12 protein-coding genes are annotated in these 16981 nt (G+C 72.9%); 11 read left to right on the top strand and 1 reads right to left on the bottom strand.

From position 1 onward, the window contains the following. Nucleotides 1-235 precede the first annotated feature (235 nt). Entirely contained in the window at nucleotides 236-1000 is a 765-nt protein-coding gene (locus KGA66_RS23685) for a class I SAM-dependent methyltransferase (protein WP_211470776.1), read from the bottom strand. A gap of 247 nt (nucleotides 1001-1247) precedes the next feature. On the opposite strand from KGA66_RS23685, the gene cobN reads away from it, so the two are divergent. The 11 genes from cobN to KGA66_RS23630 form a co-directional block, all read left to right on the top strand. After that, a complete protein-coding gene (cobN, locus tag KGA66_RS23680; protein ID WP_312887047.1) occupies nucleotides 1248-5012 on the top strand; it encodes a cobaltochelatase subunit CobN in 3765 nt (1254 codons plus the stop codon). Between the two features lie 119 nt (nucleotides 5013-5131). After that, a complete protein-coding gene (locus KGA66_RS23675; RefSeq protein WP_211470773.1) occupies nucleotides 5132-5875 on the top strand; it encodes a Uma2 family endonuclease in 744 nt (247 codons plus the stop codon). Between the two features lie 234 nt (nucleotides 5876-6109). Continuing rightward, complete coding sequence (locus KGA66_RS23670; protein ID WP_211470771.1) at nucleotides 6110-6865, top strand: Uma2 family endonuclease; 756 nt, start codon at nucleotides 6110-6112, stop codon at nucleotides 6863-6865. 364 nt (nucleotides 6866-7229) lie between these two features. Further along, on the top strand, nucleotides 7230-9398 hold the full coding sequence (locus KGA66_RS23665; protein WP_369015946.1) for a VWA domain-containing protein: 2169 nt from the start codon (nucleotides 7230-7232) through the stop codon (nucleotides 9396-9398). A gap of 5 nt (nucleotides 9399-9403) precedes the next feature. Next, entirely contained in the window at nucleotides 9404-10060 is a 657-nt protein-coding gene (gene cobO / locus KGA66_RS23660; protein ID WP_211470767.1) for a cob(I)yrinic acid a,c-diamide adenosyltransferase, read from the top strand. Continuing rightward, nucleotides 10054-11487: a cobyrinic acid a,c-diamide synthase CobB gene (locus tag KGA66_RS23655; RefSeq protein WP_211470765.1), complete on the top strand. Its 1434-nt coding sequence runs from the start codon at nucleotides 10054-10056 to the stop codon at nucleotides 11485-11487. The genes cobO and KGA66_RS23655 overlap by 7 nt, the downstream gene beginning before the upstream one ends. Then, nucleotides 11475-12257 carry a precorrin-2 C(20)-methyltransferase gene (gene cobI / locus KGA66_RS23650; protein ID WP_211470762.1) on the top strand — a complete coding sequence of 261 codons (783 nt, stop codon included), beginning with the start codon at nucleotides 11475-11477 and terminating at the stop codon, nucleotides 12255-12257. The genes KGA66_RS23655 and cobI overlap by 13 nt, the downstream gene beginning before the upstream one ends. A gap of 104 nt (nucleotides 12258-12361) precedes the next feature. Then, nucleotides 12362-13177, top strand: a complete 816-nt coding sequence (cobM, locus tag KGA66_RS23645; RefSeq protein ID WP_211470760.1) for a precorrin-4 C(11)-methyltransferase — start codon at nucleotides 12362-12364, stop codon at nucleotides 13175-13177. Nucleotides 13178-13222: 45 nt separating this feature from the next. Continuing rightward, entirely contained in the window at nucleotides 13223-14428 is a 1206-nt protein-coding gene (locus KGA66_RS23640; RefSeq protein ID WP_246508456.1) for a cobalt-precorrin-5B (C(1))-methyltransferase, read from the top strand. Next, nucleotides 14425-15876: a precorrin-6y C5,15-methyltransferase (decarboxylating) subunit CbiE gene (gene cbiE / locus KGA66_RS23635; RefSeq protein WP_211470756.1), complete on the top strand. Its 1452-nt coding sequence runs from the start codon at nucleotides 14425-14427 to the stop codon at nucleotides 15874-15876. Before KGA66_RS23640 ends, cbiE begins: the two co-directional genes overlap by 4 nt. Beyond that, a partial coding sequence (locus tag KGA66_RS23630) for a cobalt-precorrin 5A hydrolase (RefSeq protein ID WP_211470754.1) occupies nucleotides 15873-16981 on the top strand: 1109 nt, incomplete at its 3' end. The genes cbiE and KGA66_RS23630, both read left to right, overlap by 4 nt.

Genomic DNA, 16981 nt, shown 5'->3' with positions numbered 1-16981 from the left:
CCCCCTGGCCGGGCCCCCCGATTCCCCTCCACCCAGCCAAGTGCACGATATCGCTGGGGCGAACGGCTGTCATCGGACTCGATAGAAGCCCGATCCACCGCGCTGCGTTACTTCGCGCTGGACGGCACCGACCACGCAGCCATCGCGAGCAGGGCGGCACGATCCGCCGGTACACCGAACGCCCTCTGGGCTGAGAGGATCGCGACGTCGCGCACGGCGTTCGGTTCGGTCTCGCTCAGACCCGGCTCGTCCAGTAGACGTCCGTCACGTACGGGATCTCGATCCGGTCGCCGCTGCTCGCCTCGTGCCGGTCGAGCACCGCCTCAAGCTCCCGGCGCACCTGGTCGCGGCTGTCCGCGTCCAGGGTGCTGATCATGCTGGAGGTCAGCGCCTGGCCGAGGACGCCGTCGCGGTCCGTCACGTACGGGTTCGGCACATGCTCGGCGGCCAGCGGCGTCCAGCCCGCCAGAGCGTCGAAGAACCGGCGCCACCGCCCGTCCCGGTGCCCGGGCACCGCCTCGGTGCGCCACTGCCGGTAGATCTTGGAGTACTCCGCCACCCACGGCACCGTCTCGTCCAGTGTGTTCCACACCAGCCCGAGCCGCCCGCGCCGGTGCGTGATCCGCTCCACCTCAGCCATCGCGGCCGACGGGTCGAACCAGTGCCAGGCCTGCGCCGCCACCACGGCGTCCACCGCGCCGTCCGGCAGACCCGTCGCCTCCGCGAGGCCGTCCACCGTCTCCACCTGCGGCAGCAGTTCGGCCAGCCGCACCCGCATCGCCGCCACCGGCTCCACCGCCACCACCCGCGCGCCGGTCAGCGCCAGCAGCCGGGTGAACTTGCCGGTACCCGCACCCACCTCGGCCACGCATCGGCCGGCGCGCAGGTCGAGCGCGTCGGCGAGCACGGCCAGGGAACGGGTCGGGTATGACGGGCGGACGCGTTCGTAGTCCGCCGCGGCGCGCTGGTAGCCGAGTTCTGCGGCCTGATGGATAGCCACAGTGCGAACCTAACACCAACGATCATGCTTTCACCGTATTGGCCGGTGACCAGGTGGCGACCGAAAGGTGACGATCAGATAACGAAGCCAGGGCGGTAGGCTGGCGTTTCGCCGGTGGCGGCGGGGTCAACCGGCCTCCAGCCCGCCGGACTCCCGCATGCGCGTTCGGACCCTGATGCGCGCGTGCGCGAACCGTTGCATAGACGCGAAAGGCGGCGCCCGCATCGTGCCCGTGGACCCCCCCGCCGTGCCAGCCCCCACCGGCGAGCGCCCGGCGCCCGCGACGATCCTGTTGGTCTCCACCGCCGACACCGATCTGCTGGCCGCCCGAGCCGCCGCCGCGCTGCCGGCCGCGCACGGCGCCCCCCGCGCCGCCTACCGGGTGGCCAACCCGGCGCGCATCACGCCCGCCGAACTGCCCGCGCTGCTCGACGGCGCGAGTATCGCGCTCGTCCGGCTCCTGGGCGGCGCGCGCGTATGGGAGGACGGTCTCGCGGCGCTGGCCCGAGCCGGCCTGCCGACCATCGCCCTCGGCGGCGAGGCCACGCCCGACGCCGATCTGATGGCGCTCTCGTCCGCGCCGCTCGCCGTCGTCACCGCCGCCTCCGACTACCTGCTCGCCGGGGGGCCGGAGAACCTCGCGCGGCTGGCCGAGTATCTGTACGCCACCGTCCTGCACGATCCGGCCGCGCAACCGCGCGCTCCCCAGGTCACGCCGCTCTACGGCGTGCACGGCCGCGCCGACGTCCATGCCGAGTTCCACGCCGGCGCCCACGGCCGGCGGCGGCCCTCGGACGCCGACCGCCCGACCGTCGGGGTGATCTACTACCGGGCGCACGAGCTGTCCGGAAACACCGCGTTCGTCGAAACGCTCTGCGACGCTCTCGACGCCGCCGGGGCGCAGCCGCGGCCGGTGTACTGCGCCTCGCTGCGTTCGCTGGGCGAGCAGGACAACGCGGGACTCAAAGAGCTGCTGGACGGCTGCGACGCGCTGATCGTGACCGTGCTGGCGGCCGGGGGAGCGGTGGCGGCCGACGCCTCGGCCGGCGGCGACGAGGACGCCTGGGACGTCGGCGCGCTCGCGGAACTGGGCGTGCCCGTCATCCAAGGACTCTGCCTCACCACCGCGCGCGAGGTTTGGCAGGACTCGAACGCGGCGCTCTCGCCGATGGACGCCGCGATGCAGGTCGCCATCCCCGAGTTCGACGGCCGCCTGATCAGCGTCCCGTTCTCGTTCAAGCAGCACGACGCGGACGGCATCGCGGTGTACGTCGCAGACCCCGAACGTGCGGCCCGGGTCGCCGGCATCGCAGCCCGGCACGCCGCGCTGTCACGCAAACCCAGCGGCGACAAGCGCATCGCCGTGCTGCTGTCCTCCTACCCGACGAAGCACGCGCGCATCGGCAACGCCGTCGGCTTGGACACGCCCGCCTCGGCCGTGCGGCTCCTGTCGGCTATGTGCGAGGCCGGTTACACGGTGGACGCCTTCCCTCAGGACGGTGACACGCTCATCCACTCGCTGATCGCCGCCGGCGGCCACGACGTGGAATGGCTCACCGCCGAGCAGCTGGCCACCGCCACCGCGCGCGTGCCGCTCGCCGACTACGAACGCTGGTTCGCCGCGCTGCCCGCCGAGCTGAACGAGGCGATCCGCGAGCACTGGGGCGAGCCGCCCGGTTCCCTCTACGTCGACGACACCGACCCCGCCGGCCCGCAGATCGTGCTGGCGAGCCTCACCTTCGGCAACGTCGTGCTGATGATCCAGCCGCCGCGCGGCTTCGGCGAGAATCCGGTCGCCATCTACCACGACCCCGACCTGCCGCCGAGCCACCACTACCTGGCCGCCTACCGCTGGCTGGCCGCGCCCGCGTCCGAGGGCGGCTTCGGCGCCGACGCCCTGGTGCACCTGGGCAAGCACGGCACCCTGGAGTGGCTGCCGGGCAAGGGCCTGGGCCTGTCCGCCTCGTGCGCCCCCGACGCGGTCCTGGGCGACCTGCCGCTGGTCTACCCCTTCATCGTCAACGACCCCGGTGAGGGGACACAGGCCAAGCGCCGCGCGCACGCCACGGTCGTCGACCACCTCATCCCGCCGATGGCCCGCGCCGACTCCTACGGCGACCTGGCCCGGCTGGAGCAACTGCTCGACGAGTACGCGACCGTGCAGGCGCTCGACCCGGCCAAGACGCCGGTGCTGCGCGCCCAGATCTGGGAACTGGTCACGGCCGCGCAGCTGCACCACGACCTTCACCGGGAGCTGATGCCCGGAGAGGAGGAGTTCGACGACTTCGTCCTGCACATCGACGGCTATCTGTGCGAGATCAAGGACGTGCAGATCCGCGACGGACTGCACGTCCTCGGCCGGGCGCCCGAGGGCGACGAACTGGTCAACGACGTGCTCGCGATCGTGCGCGCCCGGCAGGTCTTCGGCGGTACCGCAGGCTTCGAAGGGCGCGGGGGAGCGCTGCCCGGCCTGCGCCGCGCCCTGGCCGCCGCCCGCGGCCTGCCCGAGGACGCGGAGAGCGACCCGCGGCACGTCGACGAGCTCGAAGCCCAAGCCAGGGGCCTGATCGAGGCGCTGGCCGCCGCGCACTGGGACCTCGACGCGCTCGACCGCGCGGGCGCCGCAGGCAGCGCGGGCGCGGTCGGCGCGGCCGAGACGCTCACACCGGACGTCGCCGCGGTGCTGCGCTTCGCCGCCCGCGAGGTGGTCCCCCGGCTGCGCCGCACCACCGACGAGATCGGCAACCTGCTGCGCGCCCTCGACGGCCGGTACGTCCCGGCCGGGCCTTCCGGCTCGCCGACGCGCGGCCTGGTCAGCGTCCTGCCGACGGGCCGCAACTTCTACTCGGTCGACCCCAAGGCCATTCCCTCGCGCAACGCCTGGGACGTGGGCCGCGCGCTCGCCGAGTCGCTGCTCGCCCGGCATCTCGCCGACACCGGCGACTACCCGCGCTCCGTCGGCATCACCGTCTGGGGCACCAGCGCGATGCGCACCCAGGGCGACGACATCGCCGAGATCCTGGCGCTGCTCGGCGTCGAACCGGTGTGGGACGACGCGTCCCGCCGCGTCACCGGGTTCGAGATCGTCGCGCCCGAACGGCTCGGCCGCCCGCGCGTCGACGTCACCGTGCGCATCTCAGGGTTCTTCCGCGATGCCTTCCCGCACGTGGTCGCCCTGATCGACGATGCGATCCGGGCCGTGGCAGACCTCGACGAACCGGCCGAGGTCAACCACGTCAAGGCGCACGCCGACGCCGACCAGGCCGCGCACGGTGACCGCCGCCGCGCCACGACCCGCATCTTCGGCTCGAAGCCCGGCGCGTACGGCGCGGGTCTGCTCCCGCTGATCGACGCGCGCAACTGGAGCAGCGACGCGGACCTGGCCGAGGTGTTCGCCGTGTGGGGCGGTTACGCCTACGGCCGCGACCTCGACGGCCGCGAGGCGCGCGCCGACATGGACGCCGCGTTCCGCCGCATCGAGGCGGCGGCGAAGAACCAGGACACCCGCGAGCACGACATCGTCGACTCGGACGACTACTTCCAGTACCACGGCGGCATGGTCGCGTATGTGCGAGCCCTGACCGGCTCGTCCCCGGCGGCGTACGTCGGGGACTCGGCGGTGCCCGACACGGTCAAGACCCGAACCCTTGCCGAGGAGACGCACCGGGTCTTCCGTTCCCGCGTGGTCAACCCGAAGTGGATCGCGGCGATGCAGCGGCACGGCTACAAGGGCGCGTTCGAGCTGGCCGCGACGGTTGATTACCTGTTCGGCTACGACGCGACGGCCGGCGTGGTCGACGACTGGATGTACGAGAAACTCGCCGCCGCGTACGTCTTCGACGAGACGAACGCCGAGTTCATGCGCCGCTCGAACCCGTGGGCGCTGCGCGGCGTCGCCGAGCGTCTGTTGGAGGCTGCCGAGCGAAAGCTGTGGTCGGCGCCCGATCCGGACACGCTCGACCGGCTCCGTGAGGTCTACCTGGAGTTGGAGGGTGACCTGGAAGGGGCGTAGCTGCGGCGTCGCGCGGATCGTCGTTGCAGGGGTGGCGCAATGGGCGAACGTTCACCCGATTCAGTGATCTTGCTCAAGAATCGCGTTCGCACTCATTAGCGCTCCCTATCGTGATCGTCATGACCACGATCACCATGCACCCGGCTACGCTGAGCAGGCGCCCGCACAGGGACGCTGGCCGCTCAGCCGACAGGAGGCGCGACGTGGGAGTTCCGGCGATCGCTCACTACACCCTCCCGGGCCGCGCTTACGACCTCTGGGTCGAAGGCCGTCTCCTTGAAGCACTCGGCATCCCGGACGACAAGAGAACTCGTGTCGAGATCGTTGGGGGCGAGATCTTCGTGTCTCCCGGGCCGCTATTCCATCACGTCAAGATCGCCACACAGATCCAGAAGGCGTTCAACAGGTCGGAGAATTCGAATCCTGAGTTCTTGTGGCAGGCCGTGCAGGGGATGGATTTCGATCTCCGGCACGTCGGTGACGGCTACATCCCGGACCTGATCGTCATGTCGAACGAGGAGTATGACGATCCCGCGAACGAGAGTGCGCGCAATCTCGTAGCCGAGCAGATCGCCATGGTGGTGGAGATCACGTCGAGGTCCACCGCGACCAACGACCGGGTACCGGCTGCCGACGCCGAGCACCGGACGAAGTGGAACGGCTATGCGCATGAGGGCGTCCCGTTCTATCTGCTCGTCGATCGCGCGCCAAGCGTGGCGCGCGTGTCGCTCTTCACCGATCCGTATCTGCCGGACGGCGTCTACCAAACGGAGAAGCACTGGGCGTTCGGCGAAACGATAGTTCTGCCGGAGCCCTTTCGGGTCGAGATCCCGACCGACGTGTGGCGCCCTTGGCAGAAGTAGCCAGCCGATGGTCCGGCCAAGCCCGCGCCCCGTACGACTGCGCTCGAATGTATGAGAAACCCGCCATGTACGAGAAGCCCCCTATGAGCTGGAGGGCGACCTGGAAGGGGCGTAGCTGCGGCGTCGCGCGGATCGTCGTTGCAGGGGTGGCGCAATGGGCGAACGTTCACCCGATTCAGTGATCTTGCTCAAGAATCGCGTTCGCACTCATTAGCGCTCCCTATCGTGATCGTCATGACCACGATCACCATGCACCCGGCTACGCTGAGAAAGAGCCCGCATCGCGGCGGGTCGCGCTCGGCGAAAGCGAACAGGAGGCGTGCCGTGGGAGTACCGGCGATGCTGCACCAGCACCTCTTGCTCTCCGAACCGGCCCACGATCTGTGGGTCGAGGGGCGGCTGATGGAGGAGCTCAGCATCCCCGACGACAAGAGAACTCGCGTCGAGATCATTGGAGGCGAGATCGTCGTGTCTCCCGGGCCCCTCGTAGACCACGCTTTCATCATCAGCGACATCCAGGAGGCGTTTAGCCGCCGCCGGATACTGGACGCCGATTTCCCTTGGCGTACCGTCCAGGTCGTCGATTTCAACCTGCCGCGCATCGGCGACGGGTACATTCCCGACCTGGTCGTCTTGAATGCGGACGTTTTCGAGGCGGCCGCGCGGCAACGCCTGCGCAATCTGACGGCCGACCAGGTCGGCTTGGTGGTCGAGATCACCTCGAAGGCGACTGCGGCGGACGACCGTGAACCGGGACGCCAGCGCGCGAGACCGACCAAGTGGAACGGATACGCCCACGAAGAGGTCGAGTTCTACCTGCTCGTCGACCGCGCGCCGAACAAGGCTCTAGCGACCCTGTACTCGGAGCCGAACCCGGCACGCGGCCTTTATCTCGACGAGCAGCGGTGGAAGTTCGGCGAGACGATCACGCTGCCGGAGCCCTTCGGCGTCGAGATTCCGACCGAGGACTGGCTGACCTGGGAGAAGTAGCCGGCCCCTGGTCCGCGTCAAGCCCGCACCGCCATACGGCTATGCTCTAGGCCGACGGTCACGGAGGAATCCGGTGCGGCCCGCAGCGAGCGGCCTGTCCGCTGCTCGCAAGGGTCCAGTCCGGAGCGGTCCCGCCACTGTGAGCGCAGCGTGACCCGGTCAGTCGCCGGGAGCGCCGCGCGAGTCAGGAACTCCCGGCCGTCCGTCAGCTTGCTCGATCGGGCGTGGGCTCCCGGGAGAAGGAAGGCACCCCACTGTGGCCGTTGCCGCGTCATCCGCGGCGGACTCCGTTCAAACAGCGTCCCCGCACGCCGGAGCATCCGCACCAGCGCCATCGGCCGACCCGCACTACCCGTTCTCGGCCGTGCTCGGCCAGGAAGGCCTGCGGCTCGCACTGATCCTCAACGCGATCCACCCCGGCGTCGGCGGCGTGCTGGCGCGCGGCGAGAAAGGGACCGCGAAATCCACCCTCGTGCGCGCGCTCGCCGCGGTACTGCCGCGCGTCGGCGTCGTGCTCAACTGCCGCTTCGCCTGCGACCCGGCCGCGCCCGACGCCCGATGCCCGGACGGACCGCACCAACCGGACGCGACCAGCCAGTTTCGCCGCGCTCGCCTGGTCGAACTGCCGGTCGGCGCGTCCGAAGACCGGCTGACCGGCTCGCTGGACCTCGAACGCGCGCTCGGCCACGGCGTCGCCGCGTTCCAGCCGGGACTGCTGGCCGCGGCGCACCGCGGCATGCTCTACGTCGACGAGGTCAACCTGCTGCCCGACCACCTCGTCGACGTGCTGCTGGACGCCGCCGCGATGGGCGTTGCGCACGTCGAGCGCGACGGGGTCTCGGTGCGGCACGCGGCCCGGTTCATCCTCGTCGGCACGATGAACCCCGAGGAAGGCGAACTGCGGCCGCAGTTGCTGGACCGCTTCGGCCTGGCCGTCGAGGTCGCCGCGAGCCGCGAACCCAGGCAGCGCGCCGAGATCGTGCGCCGCCGCCTGGCCTACGAGGCGGACCCGGCCGGGTTCGCCGCGGCCTGGGCTGACGCCGACCGCGCGGTGGGGGAGCGGATCGCGGCGGCGCGCGCCGCGCTCGGCTCGGTCACCCTGCCGGACATCGAACTGGAGCGCATCGCGCGGGTGTGCGCGGCCTTCGAAGTCGACGGCATGCGCGCCGACCTGGTGACCGCGCGCGCGGCCATCGCGCTCGCCGCCTGGCACGGCCGGCCGGCCGTCACGGCGGCCGACGTGCGCGACGCTGCCCGGCTCGCGCTCCCGCACCGGCGCCGACGTAACCCGTTCGACGCCCCCGGCCTGGACGAGGACAAGCTCGACGAGGCGCTTCGCGACGAGGACGGCGACGAGCCCGAGCCCGAGCCCGACGGCCCCGGCGGCGGCGGCGTGTCACCCGATGCAGCCGACGATGTTAACAGGCCCAACAGTGCCGGGCAGCCGCCGAACCAGCAGCCACCCGACCGGCCTGCGGACGCGAGCACGACGCACCAACAAGACGGCACGACCAGGAGCGAAACCGGAGGCGACGCGCCCGACTCGACGGGGGAGCAGCCGGCGCTCGCTGCTGCCGCCACTTCCTCGCGTCCCACGCCCGAACAGACGGCAGTCGCACCCGCCGACCCTTACCGCACCCGGCTCTACTGCGTCCCAGGCGTCGGTGAGGGCGTGCCCGGCCGCCGATCCGCGGGCCGCTCGACGGGACGCGGCCGAACGGTCGGCGCCGAGACCCCGCACCGCGCCGTCTCATCGCTGCACCTGCCGGCGACCGTCCGCGCCGCCGCGGCGCACCAGGCCGCGCGCGGCCGCACGGGCGGACCGCTCGTCTTGCGCGCCGAGGACCTGCGCACACCGGTCCGCCGCGACCGCGAGGGAAACCTCGTGCTCTTCGTCGTCGACGCATCCGGCTCGATGGCTGCGCGGGCGCGCATGACCGCGGTGAAGGGCGCCGTGCTCTCCCTGCTGCTCGACGCCTACCAGCGCCGCGACAAGGTCGGCATGGTCACCTTCCGCGGCGACGGCGCCGACGTCGCGCTGCCGCCGACCACCTCGGTCGAGGCCGCGGCCGCACGGCTGCGCGCCCTGCCGACCGGGGGCCGCACCCCCCTGGCCGCCGGGCTGCTCACCGCCGCCGAGGTGGTGCGTCTCGAGCGACTGCGCGACCCGCGCCGCCGACCACTGCTCGTCATCGTCACGGACGGCCGGGCCACCGGTGCCACCACCGCACCGGGCGGCGCCGGCGCCGAAGTGCGGCGCGCGCAGAACGAGGTCCGGCGCGTCGCCTCGCACCTGTACACCTCCCGCATCGCGTCGATCGTCGTGGACTGCGAAGCCGGACCGGTCCGGCTCGGCCTGGCCGCCCGGCTCGCCGTGGAACTCGGCGGCCGGCACGTGCCGATGGCCGACCTCGCCGCGGGCGGGCACCCGGACGCGCTGGCGGCGACCGTGCGCGCCTCGCTCGACCCGCTGCCGCCGCGCACCCCACTCGATCCGCCGGCCCCCGGCGACACCGCGCGAAAGGCGGCCTGACCACCATGCCCCAAGGACAGCCGCTCTACGTGCCCGAAGACGGCCTGACCACCCGTCAGCGCCGCAACCGGCCGCTGCTGATCGTGCACACCGGACACGGCAAGGGCAAGACCACCGCGGCCTTCGGCCTGGCACTGCGCGCCTGGAACGCCGGATGGCCGATCGGGGTGTTCCAGTTCGTCAAGTCCGCCAAGTGGAGGATCGGCGAGGAGCCGGCGTTCAAGACCCTCGGCGCGCTGCACGAGCAGACCGGCCAGGGCGCGCCGGTCACCTGGCACAAGATGGGCGAGGGCTGGTCGTGGCTTCGGGGGAACGCGGGTCGCCCCGCGGGGCCGGACACCGCGCGGGACCTGCATTCCGACCCTGATATGCAGGCCGAGAACGCGCGCGCCGGCTGGGAGCGGATCAAGCAGGACCTGGCCGCCGAGACCTACCGGCTCTACCTGCTCGACGAATTCACCTACCCGATCAAGTGGGGCTGGGTGGACGTCAAGGAGGTCGTCGAGGTGCTGCGCGAGCGACCCGGCGCCCAGCACGTCGTGGTCACCGGACGCGACGCGGCGCCGGAACTGCTCGACGCCGCCGACCTGGTCACCGAGATGACCAAGGTCAAGCACCCGATGGACGCCGGGCAGAAGGGGCAGCGGGGGATCGAGTGGTGATCCCCCGCGTCGTCATCGCCGCGCCCGCTTCCGGACACGGCAAGACGACCGTCGCCACGGGCCTGATCGCGGCGCTCACGCGCGCGGGACGCCGGGTGGCACCGTTCAAGGTCGGCCCGGATTACATCGACCCCGGTTACCACGCACTGGCCGCGGGCGCGCCCGGCCGCAACCTGGACCCCTTCCTCGTCGGGGAGGAACGCGTCCGCGACCTGTTCGCGCACGGCGCCCAGGGCGCGGACCTCGCGATCGTCGAGGGCGTCATGGGCCTGTACGACGGCGCGGTCGGGCGCGGCGAGTTCGCATCCACGGCGCACGTCGCGCACCTGATCGGCGCGCCGGTGATCCTCGTGGTGGACGCCACCGCGCAGGGCAGATCCGTGGCGGCCCTCGTGCACGGCTTCCGGTCCTTCGATCCGGCGCTGCGCATCGCCGGGGTGATCCTCAACCGGGTCGGCTCCGACCGGCACCGCGCGATCCTGGCCGAGGCGCTCGACGGCATCGGCGTGCCGCTGCTGGGCAGCCTGCACCGCAGCGCGGCTGTGAGCGCCCCCTCCCGGCACCTGGGCCTCGTCCCGGTCGCCGAGCGCGCCCCCGAGTCGGTCGCCGCCGTGGACGCGCTGGCCGAACTGGTCAAATCCGCCATCGACCTGGACGCGGTCGAACGCATCGCGCGGGATGCGGCGGCGCTGCCGGCCAGAGCGTGGAGTCCGCGGGCCGCCGTCGGCGCGGCGAGACCCGGGCCAGGCGGCGAGGCCCCGGCCCCGGCTCTCGCGCCGGTCGTGGCGATCGCTTCCGGCGCCGCGTTCACGTTCGCGTACGCCGAGCACGCCGAACTTCTCGCGGCGGCCGGGGCGCAGGTGGTCCCTTTCGATCCGCTGCGCGACGAGAAACTGCCCGGCGACACCCGCGCGCTGGTCATCGGCGGCGGGTTCCCCGAGGTGTACGCGCCCGAACTGTCCGAGAACCGGCCCCTGCGCGAGGCGGTGCGCCGCCTCGCGCAGGACGGCGGCGTCATCGCGGCCGAATGCGCGGGCCTGCTCTACCTCGCCCAGACGCTGGACGGCGCGCCGATGTGCGGCGTTCTGCCCGCGGCGGCGGCGATGACCGATCGCCTGAAACTGGGCTACCGCGAGGCCGTCGCGGCCACCGACAGCGTGCTCTGCGACGCCGGGACGCGCATGGCAGGCCACGAATTCCACCGCACCCGCATCGAGCCGGCGGCCGGGCAGGCACCCGCGTGGCTGTGGCGCGGCGAGGCCGGCGAGGCCGCGGCACCCTGGACGGACGGTTTCGTCGCCGGGGCTGCGCGCGCAGGCGGCCGGGCAGGCGCCCGCGTGCACGCCTCCTACCTGCATCTGCACTGGGCCGCGGCGCCCTCGATCGCGCGCCGGATCGTCGAGGAGGCGGCCGCATGGACCCCGTGACCCCGTGGCGGCTCACCGGTGTCGGCGTCGGGCCCGGCGACCCCGAACTGCTCACGCTCAAAGCCGTACGGGTCCTGCGCGAAGCAGACCTCGTCTTCGCGCCGACCACCGCGCCCGACAAGCCCTCGCGCGCCGAGCGGGCCGCGACCGGCGGCGCAGGCGTCCAGGTACGGCGGCTCGTCTTCGCACTCGACGACACCGGCGGGCTCACCGAGGCGCGCACCGCCGCGTGGGACGAGGCCGGGCGCAGCGTCCTGAAAGCGTTCCGCGGCGGCGCCCGCCACATCGCCTTCGTGACGCTCGGCGACCCGAACCTGTACTCCACCTTCACCTATCTCGCGCACACGGTCGCCGCGTCAGAACCGCGCGTCAGTGTCCACACCGTGCCCGGCATCACCGCGATGCAGGATCTGGCCGCGCGCGCCGGGGTTCCGCTCGCGCAGGGCCGGGAACCGCTGACGCTGCTGCCGGTCACCGGCCCGGACGCGCAGTCGGCGGTCGCTGCCGTCGAAGCGGCACTCGACGGACCCGGCACGGTCGTGCTGTACAAGGGCGGGCGGCATCTTGAGGCGTTGACCGCGGCGCTCCACCGCTGCGGCCGCGCCGAGGACGCGGTAGTCGGCACCGACCTGGGCCTGCCCGGCGAGGCGATCGGCCCGCTCACCGGCCGCGCCGCCGCACCCGGGCACGAGCCCGCAGCCGGCCGCGCCCCCTATTTCACGACCCTGATCGCACCGCCCTCGCGCGGTCGCCGCGGAGGTGCCCTGTGACCGAACAGCCCGCCGACAGCACGCCGGCTTCCGCGGCGAGGCGGACGCCAGCGACTGCGTCGCCCTCCGCGACTTCGCATCCCGCCGCCGGCCGGTCCGGCAAGGTGACGTTCGTCGGCGCCGGGCCGGGCGCCGCCGACCTGATCACCCTGCGCGGCGCGCGCGCGCTCGGCGACGCCGACATCGTCATCTGGGCCTCCAGCCTGGTGCAGGAGGAGATCCTGGAGCACGCGCGGCCCGGCGCGCACATCGTCGACTCCGCCGCGCTGCCGATCGAGGGCGTGCTGCCCTACTACGAGAAGGCCGCCGCCGAGGGACTGCGGGTCGCCCGCGTACACTCCGGCGACCCCGCGCTGTGGGGCGCCGTGCAGGAACAACTCGACCGCGCCCGCGAACTCGGACTCGAGGTCGAGATCGTCCCGGGTGTCTCCGCCTTCAGCGCCGTCGCCGCCCTGGCGCAGCGGGAGCTGACGATCCCGCAGGTCGCCCAGTCGGTGATCCTCACCCGGCTGGAAGGCGGCAAGACCCCCATGCCGCCGGGCGAATCGATCCGCTCGTTCGCCGCGCACGGCACCACGATGGCGGTCTTCCTCTCGGCCGCGCGTTCCGGCCAGCTCGCCGCCGAACTGCTCGCCGGGGGCTACGGCCCTGACACGCCCGTCGTCGTCGCCTCCCGCGCCACCTGGCCGGACGAGGAGCTGGCGTACTGCACCGTGGCCACCCTGGAGCAGACCGTCAAGGCGCGCAAGCTCTGGAAGCACACGCTGTTCCTGGTCGGCCCGGCGCTCGGCGCGCACGGAACCCGCTCCCACCTGTACCACCCCGGCCATTTCCACGGTCGCCGGCGCGCCGACCCCGCGGCCCGCGCCCGGCTGCGCGCCGTCGAGGCCCGGCAGGCCACGGGCCCGGACCCGAAGTAGGGTCCCGACGTGAGCGAACTACGCGAACCCGACCTGCCGCGCACCATGAAGGCGCGCGGCGGCAGGGCGCTGCGCAGCGGCTGGACCACCGGGACGTGCTCGGCGGCCGCGGCGAAGGCGGCGGCGCTGGCGCTGCTCTCCGGCGAGCCGGCGCGCGGCGTCGAGGTGGCGCTGCCGGGCAAGGACGGACTGTGGACGCAGCGCGTCACGTTCCCGGTCGAGCGCTGCGAGCAGCTCAAGCCGGGCCTCTGGCAGGCAGTCGTGGTCAAGGACGCGGGCGACGACCCGGACGTGACCCACGGCGCGCATCTGACCGCGAGCGTCTCCTGGCGCGAGACGGGCGGCGCGGGCCAGGGCGCCATCCGGCTGGCCGGCGCGCGGATCGAGCTCGAGGGCGGCGAAGGCGTCGGGGTGGTGACGAAACCCGGCCTCGGCCTGGAGATCGGCGCGCCGGCGATCAACCCGGTGCCACGGGCGATGATCGAACGCGCCCTCGGCGAAGCGCTCGACACACTTCCGGGCGGCGCAGCGGTGCCGGGCGCCGCGCCCGGGCGGGTGCTGCGCGTGGTGATCTCCGTGCCCGGCGGGGAGATCATGGCGCGCAAGACCACCAACCGCAGGCTCGGCATTCTCGGCGGCATCTCGATCCTCGGCACGACGGGGATCGTGCGGCCCTTCTCCACCGCCTCGTGGCGCGCGTCCGTGGAACAGGCCGTCGCGGTGCTCGCCGCGCAGGCCGGCGGCGACCGCGCCGCGATGCCGCCGCTGGTGCTGTGCACCGGCGGGCGCACCGAGAAGGGCGCCATGGCGCTGCTGCCCGGGCTGCCCGAGGTCAGCTTCGTCGAGGTAGGCGACTTCACCGGCGCGGCCCTGCGCAAGGCCGTCGAGCACGACGTGCCGCAGGTCGTGTTCGTCGGCATGATCGGCAAACTCACCAAGCTGGCTGCGGGCATCCTGATGACTCATTACACGCGTTCGGCCGTGGACACCGAGGTGCTCGCGGACATCACCCTGCGCGCGACCGGGGACGAGGCGCTGGCCGCGCGGGTGAGCGCCGCGAACACCGCGCGGCACGCCTACGAGGTCTGGCACGAGGCCGCAGCGCTCGGCGCCTGTGGCGGCGCGCTGTGCGACCAGGTCGCCGACGTGCTAGGGCGGTTCACCGAGGGGCGCGTCCGGGCGCGAGCCGCCCTGGTGGACTTCACAGGCAGGAACCTCGTGGCAGCCAGCTCCGATTGGCACGCGACGTGAGCGCACGCAACGCCGCGAAGATCACCGTCATCGGCTGGGATGGCGGCGCGCTGCCCGCTCGCGCGCGCGCTGCGTTGGCCGAGGCGACGCTGGTCGTCGGCGGCGCACGCCACTTGGACGCGCTCGGGCTGCGTGCCGACGCAGGGGTCGATGACAGCCGGGTGACGATCACGCTCGGGCCGCTGGCGCCCGCGCTGGCAGCCCTGGCGGCGCACGACGGACCGGCCGCCGTGCTCGCGTCGGGAGACCCGGGATTCTTCGGGGTGCTGCGCGCACTGACCGAGGCAGGACTCGACCCGGACCGCGTTGTCCCGGCCACCTCGTCCGTAGCCACGGCTTTCGCCCGGGCCGGTGTCGCGTGGGACGACGCGCTGGTCGTGAGCGCGCACGGCAGCGGGGACGGACGGGACCTGCGCCGCGCCGCGAACGTCTGCCGCGCGCACGCGAAGGTCGCGGTGCTGACCGCGCCGGGCGCCGGCCCGGGCCGGCTGGCCGTGGAACTGCTGCACGGTGGCCTGGGCGTGCAGCGGATTCTGGTCGTGGCCCAGTGCCTGGACAACGGCGCAGACACAGAACCGGTTATTAACAGGCCCAACGATTTCAACTCACCACCCGACAACCACAGAACAAGCGGCAACCCGGAGGGCCCGGCCGGTGATCAAGGTCGGGCGGTGGGTGTAGGCGTGCCGGTTTCGGCGGCTGAGCGCGTGGAGTTCCTGACGCTGGGCGACGCGGCGGCGCGCGATGGCTTCGCGGAGCCGAATGTGGTGCTGTGCCTGGATCCACGGCAGGTCGCGGTGCCGGGGCACGGTTCTCTTCCGCAGGCCGCCGGCGGCGGGCGGCCCGATACGCGGCGGGCCGGCGGTAAGCGGTGGCTGGCCGGCTGGCCGGGGGCCTGCGGCGGTTGGGCCCTGGGGGAGGAGTCGTTCGCGCATCGGGACGGCCAGATCACCAAGGCGGAGGTGCGGGCGCTGGTGCTGGCCCGGCTCGCGCCGCGGGTCGGCGATCTGGTCTGGGATCTGGGCGCGGGTTCCGGCTCGGTCGGGATCGAGTGCGCGCGCCTGGGTGCGGCCGTGGTGGCGGTCGAGCAGGACGCGGATGCGTGCGCGCGGCTCGCCGAGAACGCCGAGGCGCACGGCGTGCAGGTCGCGGTCGTGCGCGGTCGTGCTCCGGGAGTGCTGACGGACCTGCCGTGGCCCGATGCGGTGTTCGTGGGCGGAGGAGGGATCGACGTCGTGCGCGGTGCATTGGAGCACCGGCCGACGCGGGTCGTCGTCGCGTTGGCGGGGGTTGAGCGCGTGGGTGAGGTGGCGCGCTCGCTGGAAGCCGATGGCCGTGCGGTCGGCGGGGTGCTGAGTCAGTCGTCGCGGATGGTGCCGTTGCCGGACGGAACGCATCGCTTCGCCGCGCTTAATCCGGTTTACATCGTCTGGGGGAGTGCCGCGTGATCGGGTTGGTGGCTGTGACGGCCTCTGGGCGCGAGGGGTCGTCGGCGTTGGCGGCGGCGTGGGGTGAGCAGGTGCGTGTCTACGCGGACGGGTACGGTTCCGCCGGTGAGGCGCTGCGGGCGGCGTTCGCTCAGTGCGATGCCGTCGTGTCGTTTCTGGCGGTGGGTGCGACGGTGCGGGTGCTCGCTCCGGTGCTTCGGGACAAGACGCGTGACGCTGCGGTGGTGTGTGTCGATGAGACGCGGCAGTTCGCGGTCGCGGTGCTTGGAGGTCACCGCGGCGCGAACGAGTTGGCGCAGCGTGTGGCCGGTGTGTTGGACTGCACGCCGGTGATCACGACCGCTTCCGACGCGGCCGGGGTGTCCGCGCTCGACGCGTTCGGCGCCGATCTCGGTTTCGTGCTGGAGAATCCCGAGTTGCTGCCTTCGGTCGGCGCGCGGGTGCTTTCCGGTGAGCCGGTGGCGGTCTTCGGGGCCGAGCGCTGGCCGCTGCCGGCGTTGCCGCCGAACGTGACGGCGACGCGGGATCCGGCTGGTGCCGGCATCGTCGTTTCGGATCTGGTCGATGTTTCCGGTCCGGTCGGCGGCGCCGGATCGGCGCTGGTGTACCGTCCGGCGTCGCTGGTGGTCGGCGTCGGGGCGTCGCGGGGCGTGAGCGCGCGGGAGGTGCTGGCGACGATCGATGCCGCGTTGGCCGCGGGCGGTCTGAGCGCGCGCTCGGTGGTCCGTGTCGCGTCGGTGGATCTGAAGGCGGATGAGGCGGGGTTGCTGGAGGCGGCGCGGTCCCGGGGCTGGCCGGTGGTCTTTCATCCGGCGGCGCGCCTGGCGGGCGTCGAGGTGCCGAATCCTTCGGCGGTGGTCGCGGCGCAGACCGGGACGCCGTCGGTCGCGGAAGCGGCCGCTCGTTACGGCGGGGCGGGGGTGCCGTTGGCGGATCTGGTGGTGCAGAAGGTCAAGTCGCCCATGGCGACGGCGGCGGTGGCGCGGTTGCGGGTGCGCGGAAGGCTGGCGGTGGTCGGGTTGGGGCCGGGGGCGCGGGACCTGCTTGCGCCGCGCGCGGTCGCCGAGTTGCGGCGGTCGGCCGTGGTGGTGGGGCTGGACCAGTA

It is taken from the genome of Actinocrinis puniceicyclus (assembly GCF_018283645.1).
In the GTDB taxonomy this organism is placed as follows: Bacteria; Actinomycetota; Actinomycetes; order Streptomycetales; family Catenulisporaceae; genus Actinocrinis; species Actinocrinis puniceicyclus.
Note: the sequence above shows the minus strand (reverse complement) of the source record. Positions and strands in the feature narration are given on the sequence as shown.

Bases quoted from the DNA above. Each gene is read 5' to 3' on its own strand.
- KGA66_RS23675 (WP_211470773.1), top strand. From the start codon at position 5,132: ATGACCACGATCACCATGCACCCGGCTACGCTGAGCAGGCGCCCGCAC.
- cobI (WP_211470762.1), top strand. From the start codon at position 11,475: ATGGACCCCGTGACCCCGTGGCGGCTCACCGGTGTCGGCGTCGGGCCC.
- KGA66_RS23640 (WP_246508456.1), top strand. From the start codon at position 13,223: ATGAAGGCGCGCGGCGGCAGGGCGCTGCGCAGCGGCTGGACCACCGGG.
- KGA66_RS23670 (WP_211470771.1), top strand. From the start codon at position 6,110: ATGACCACGATCACCATGCACCCGGCTACGCTGAGAAAGAGCCCGCAT.
- cobO (WP_211470767.1), top strand. From the start codon at position 9,404: ATGCCCCAAGGACAGCCGCTCTACGTGCCCGAAGACGGCCTGACCACC.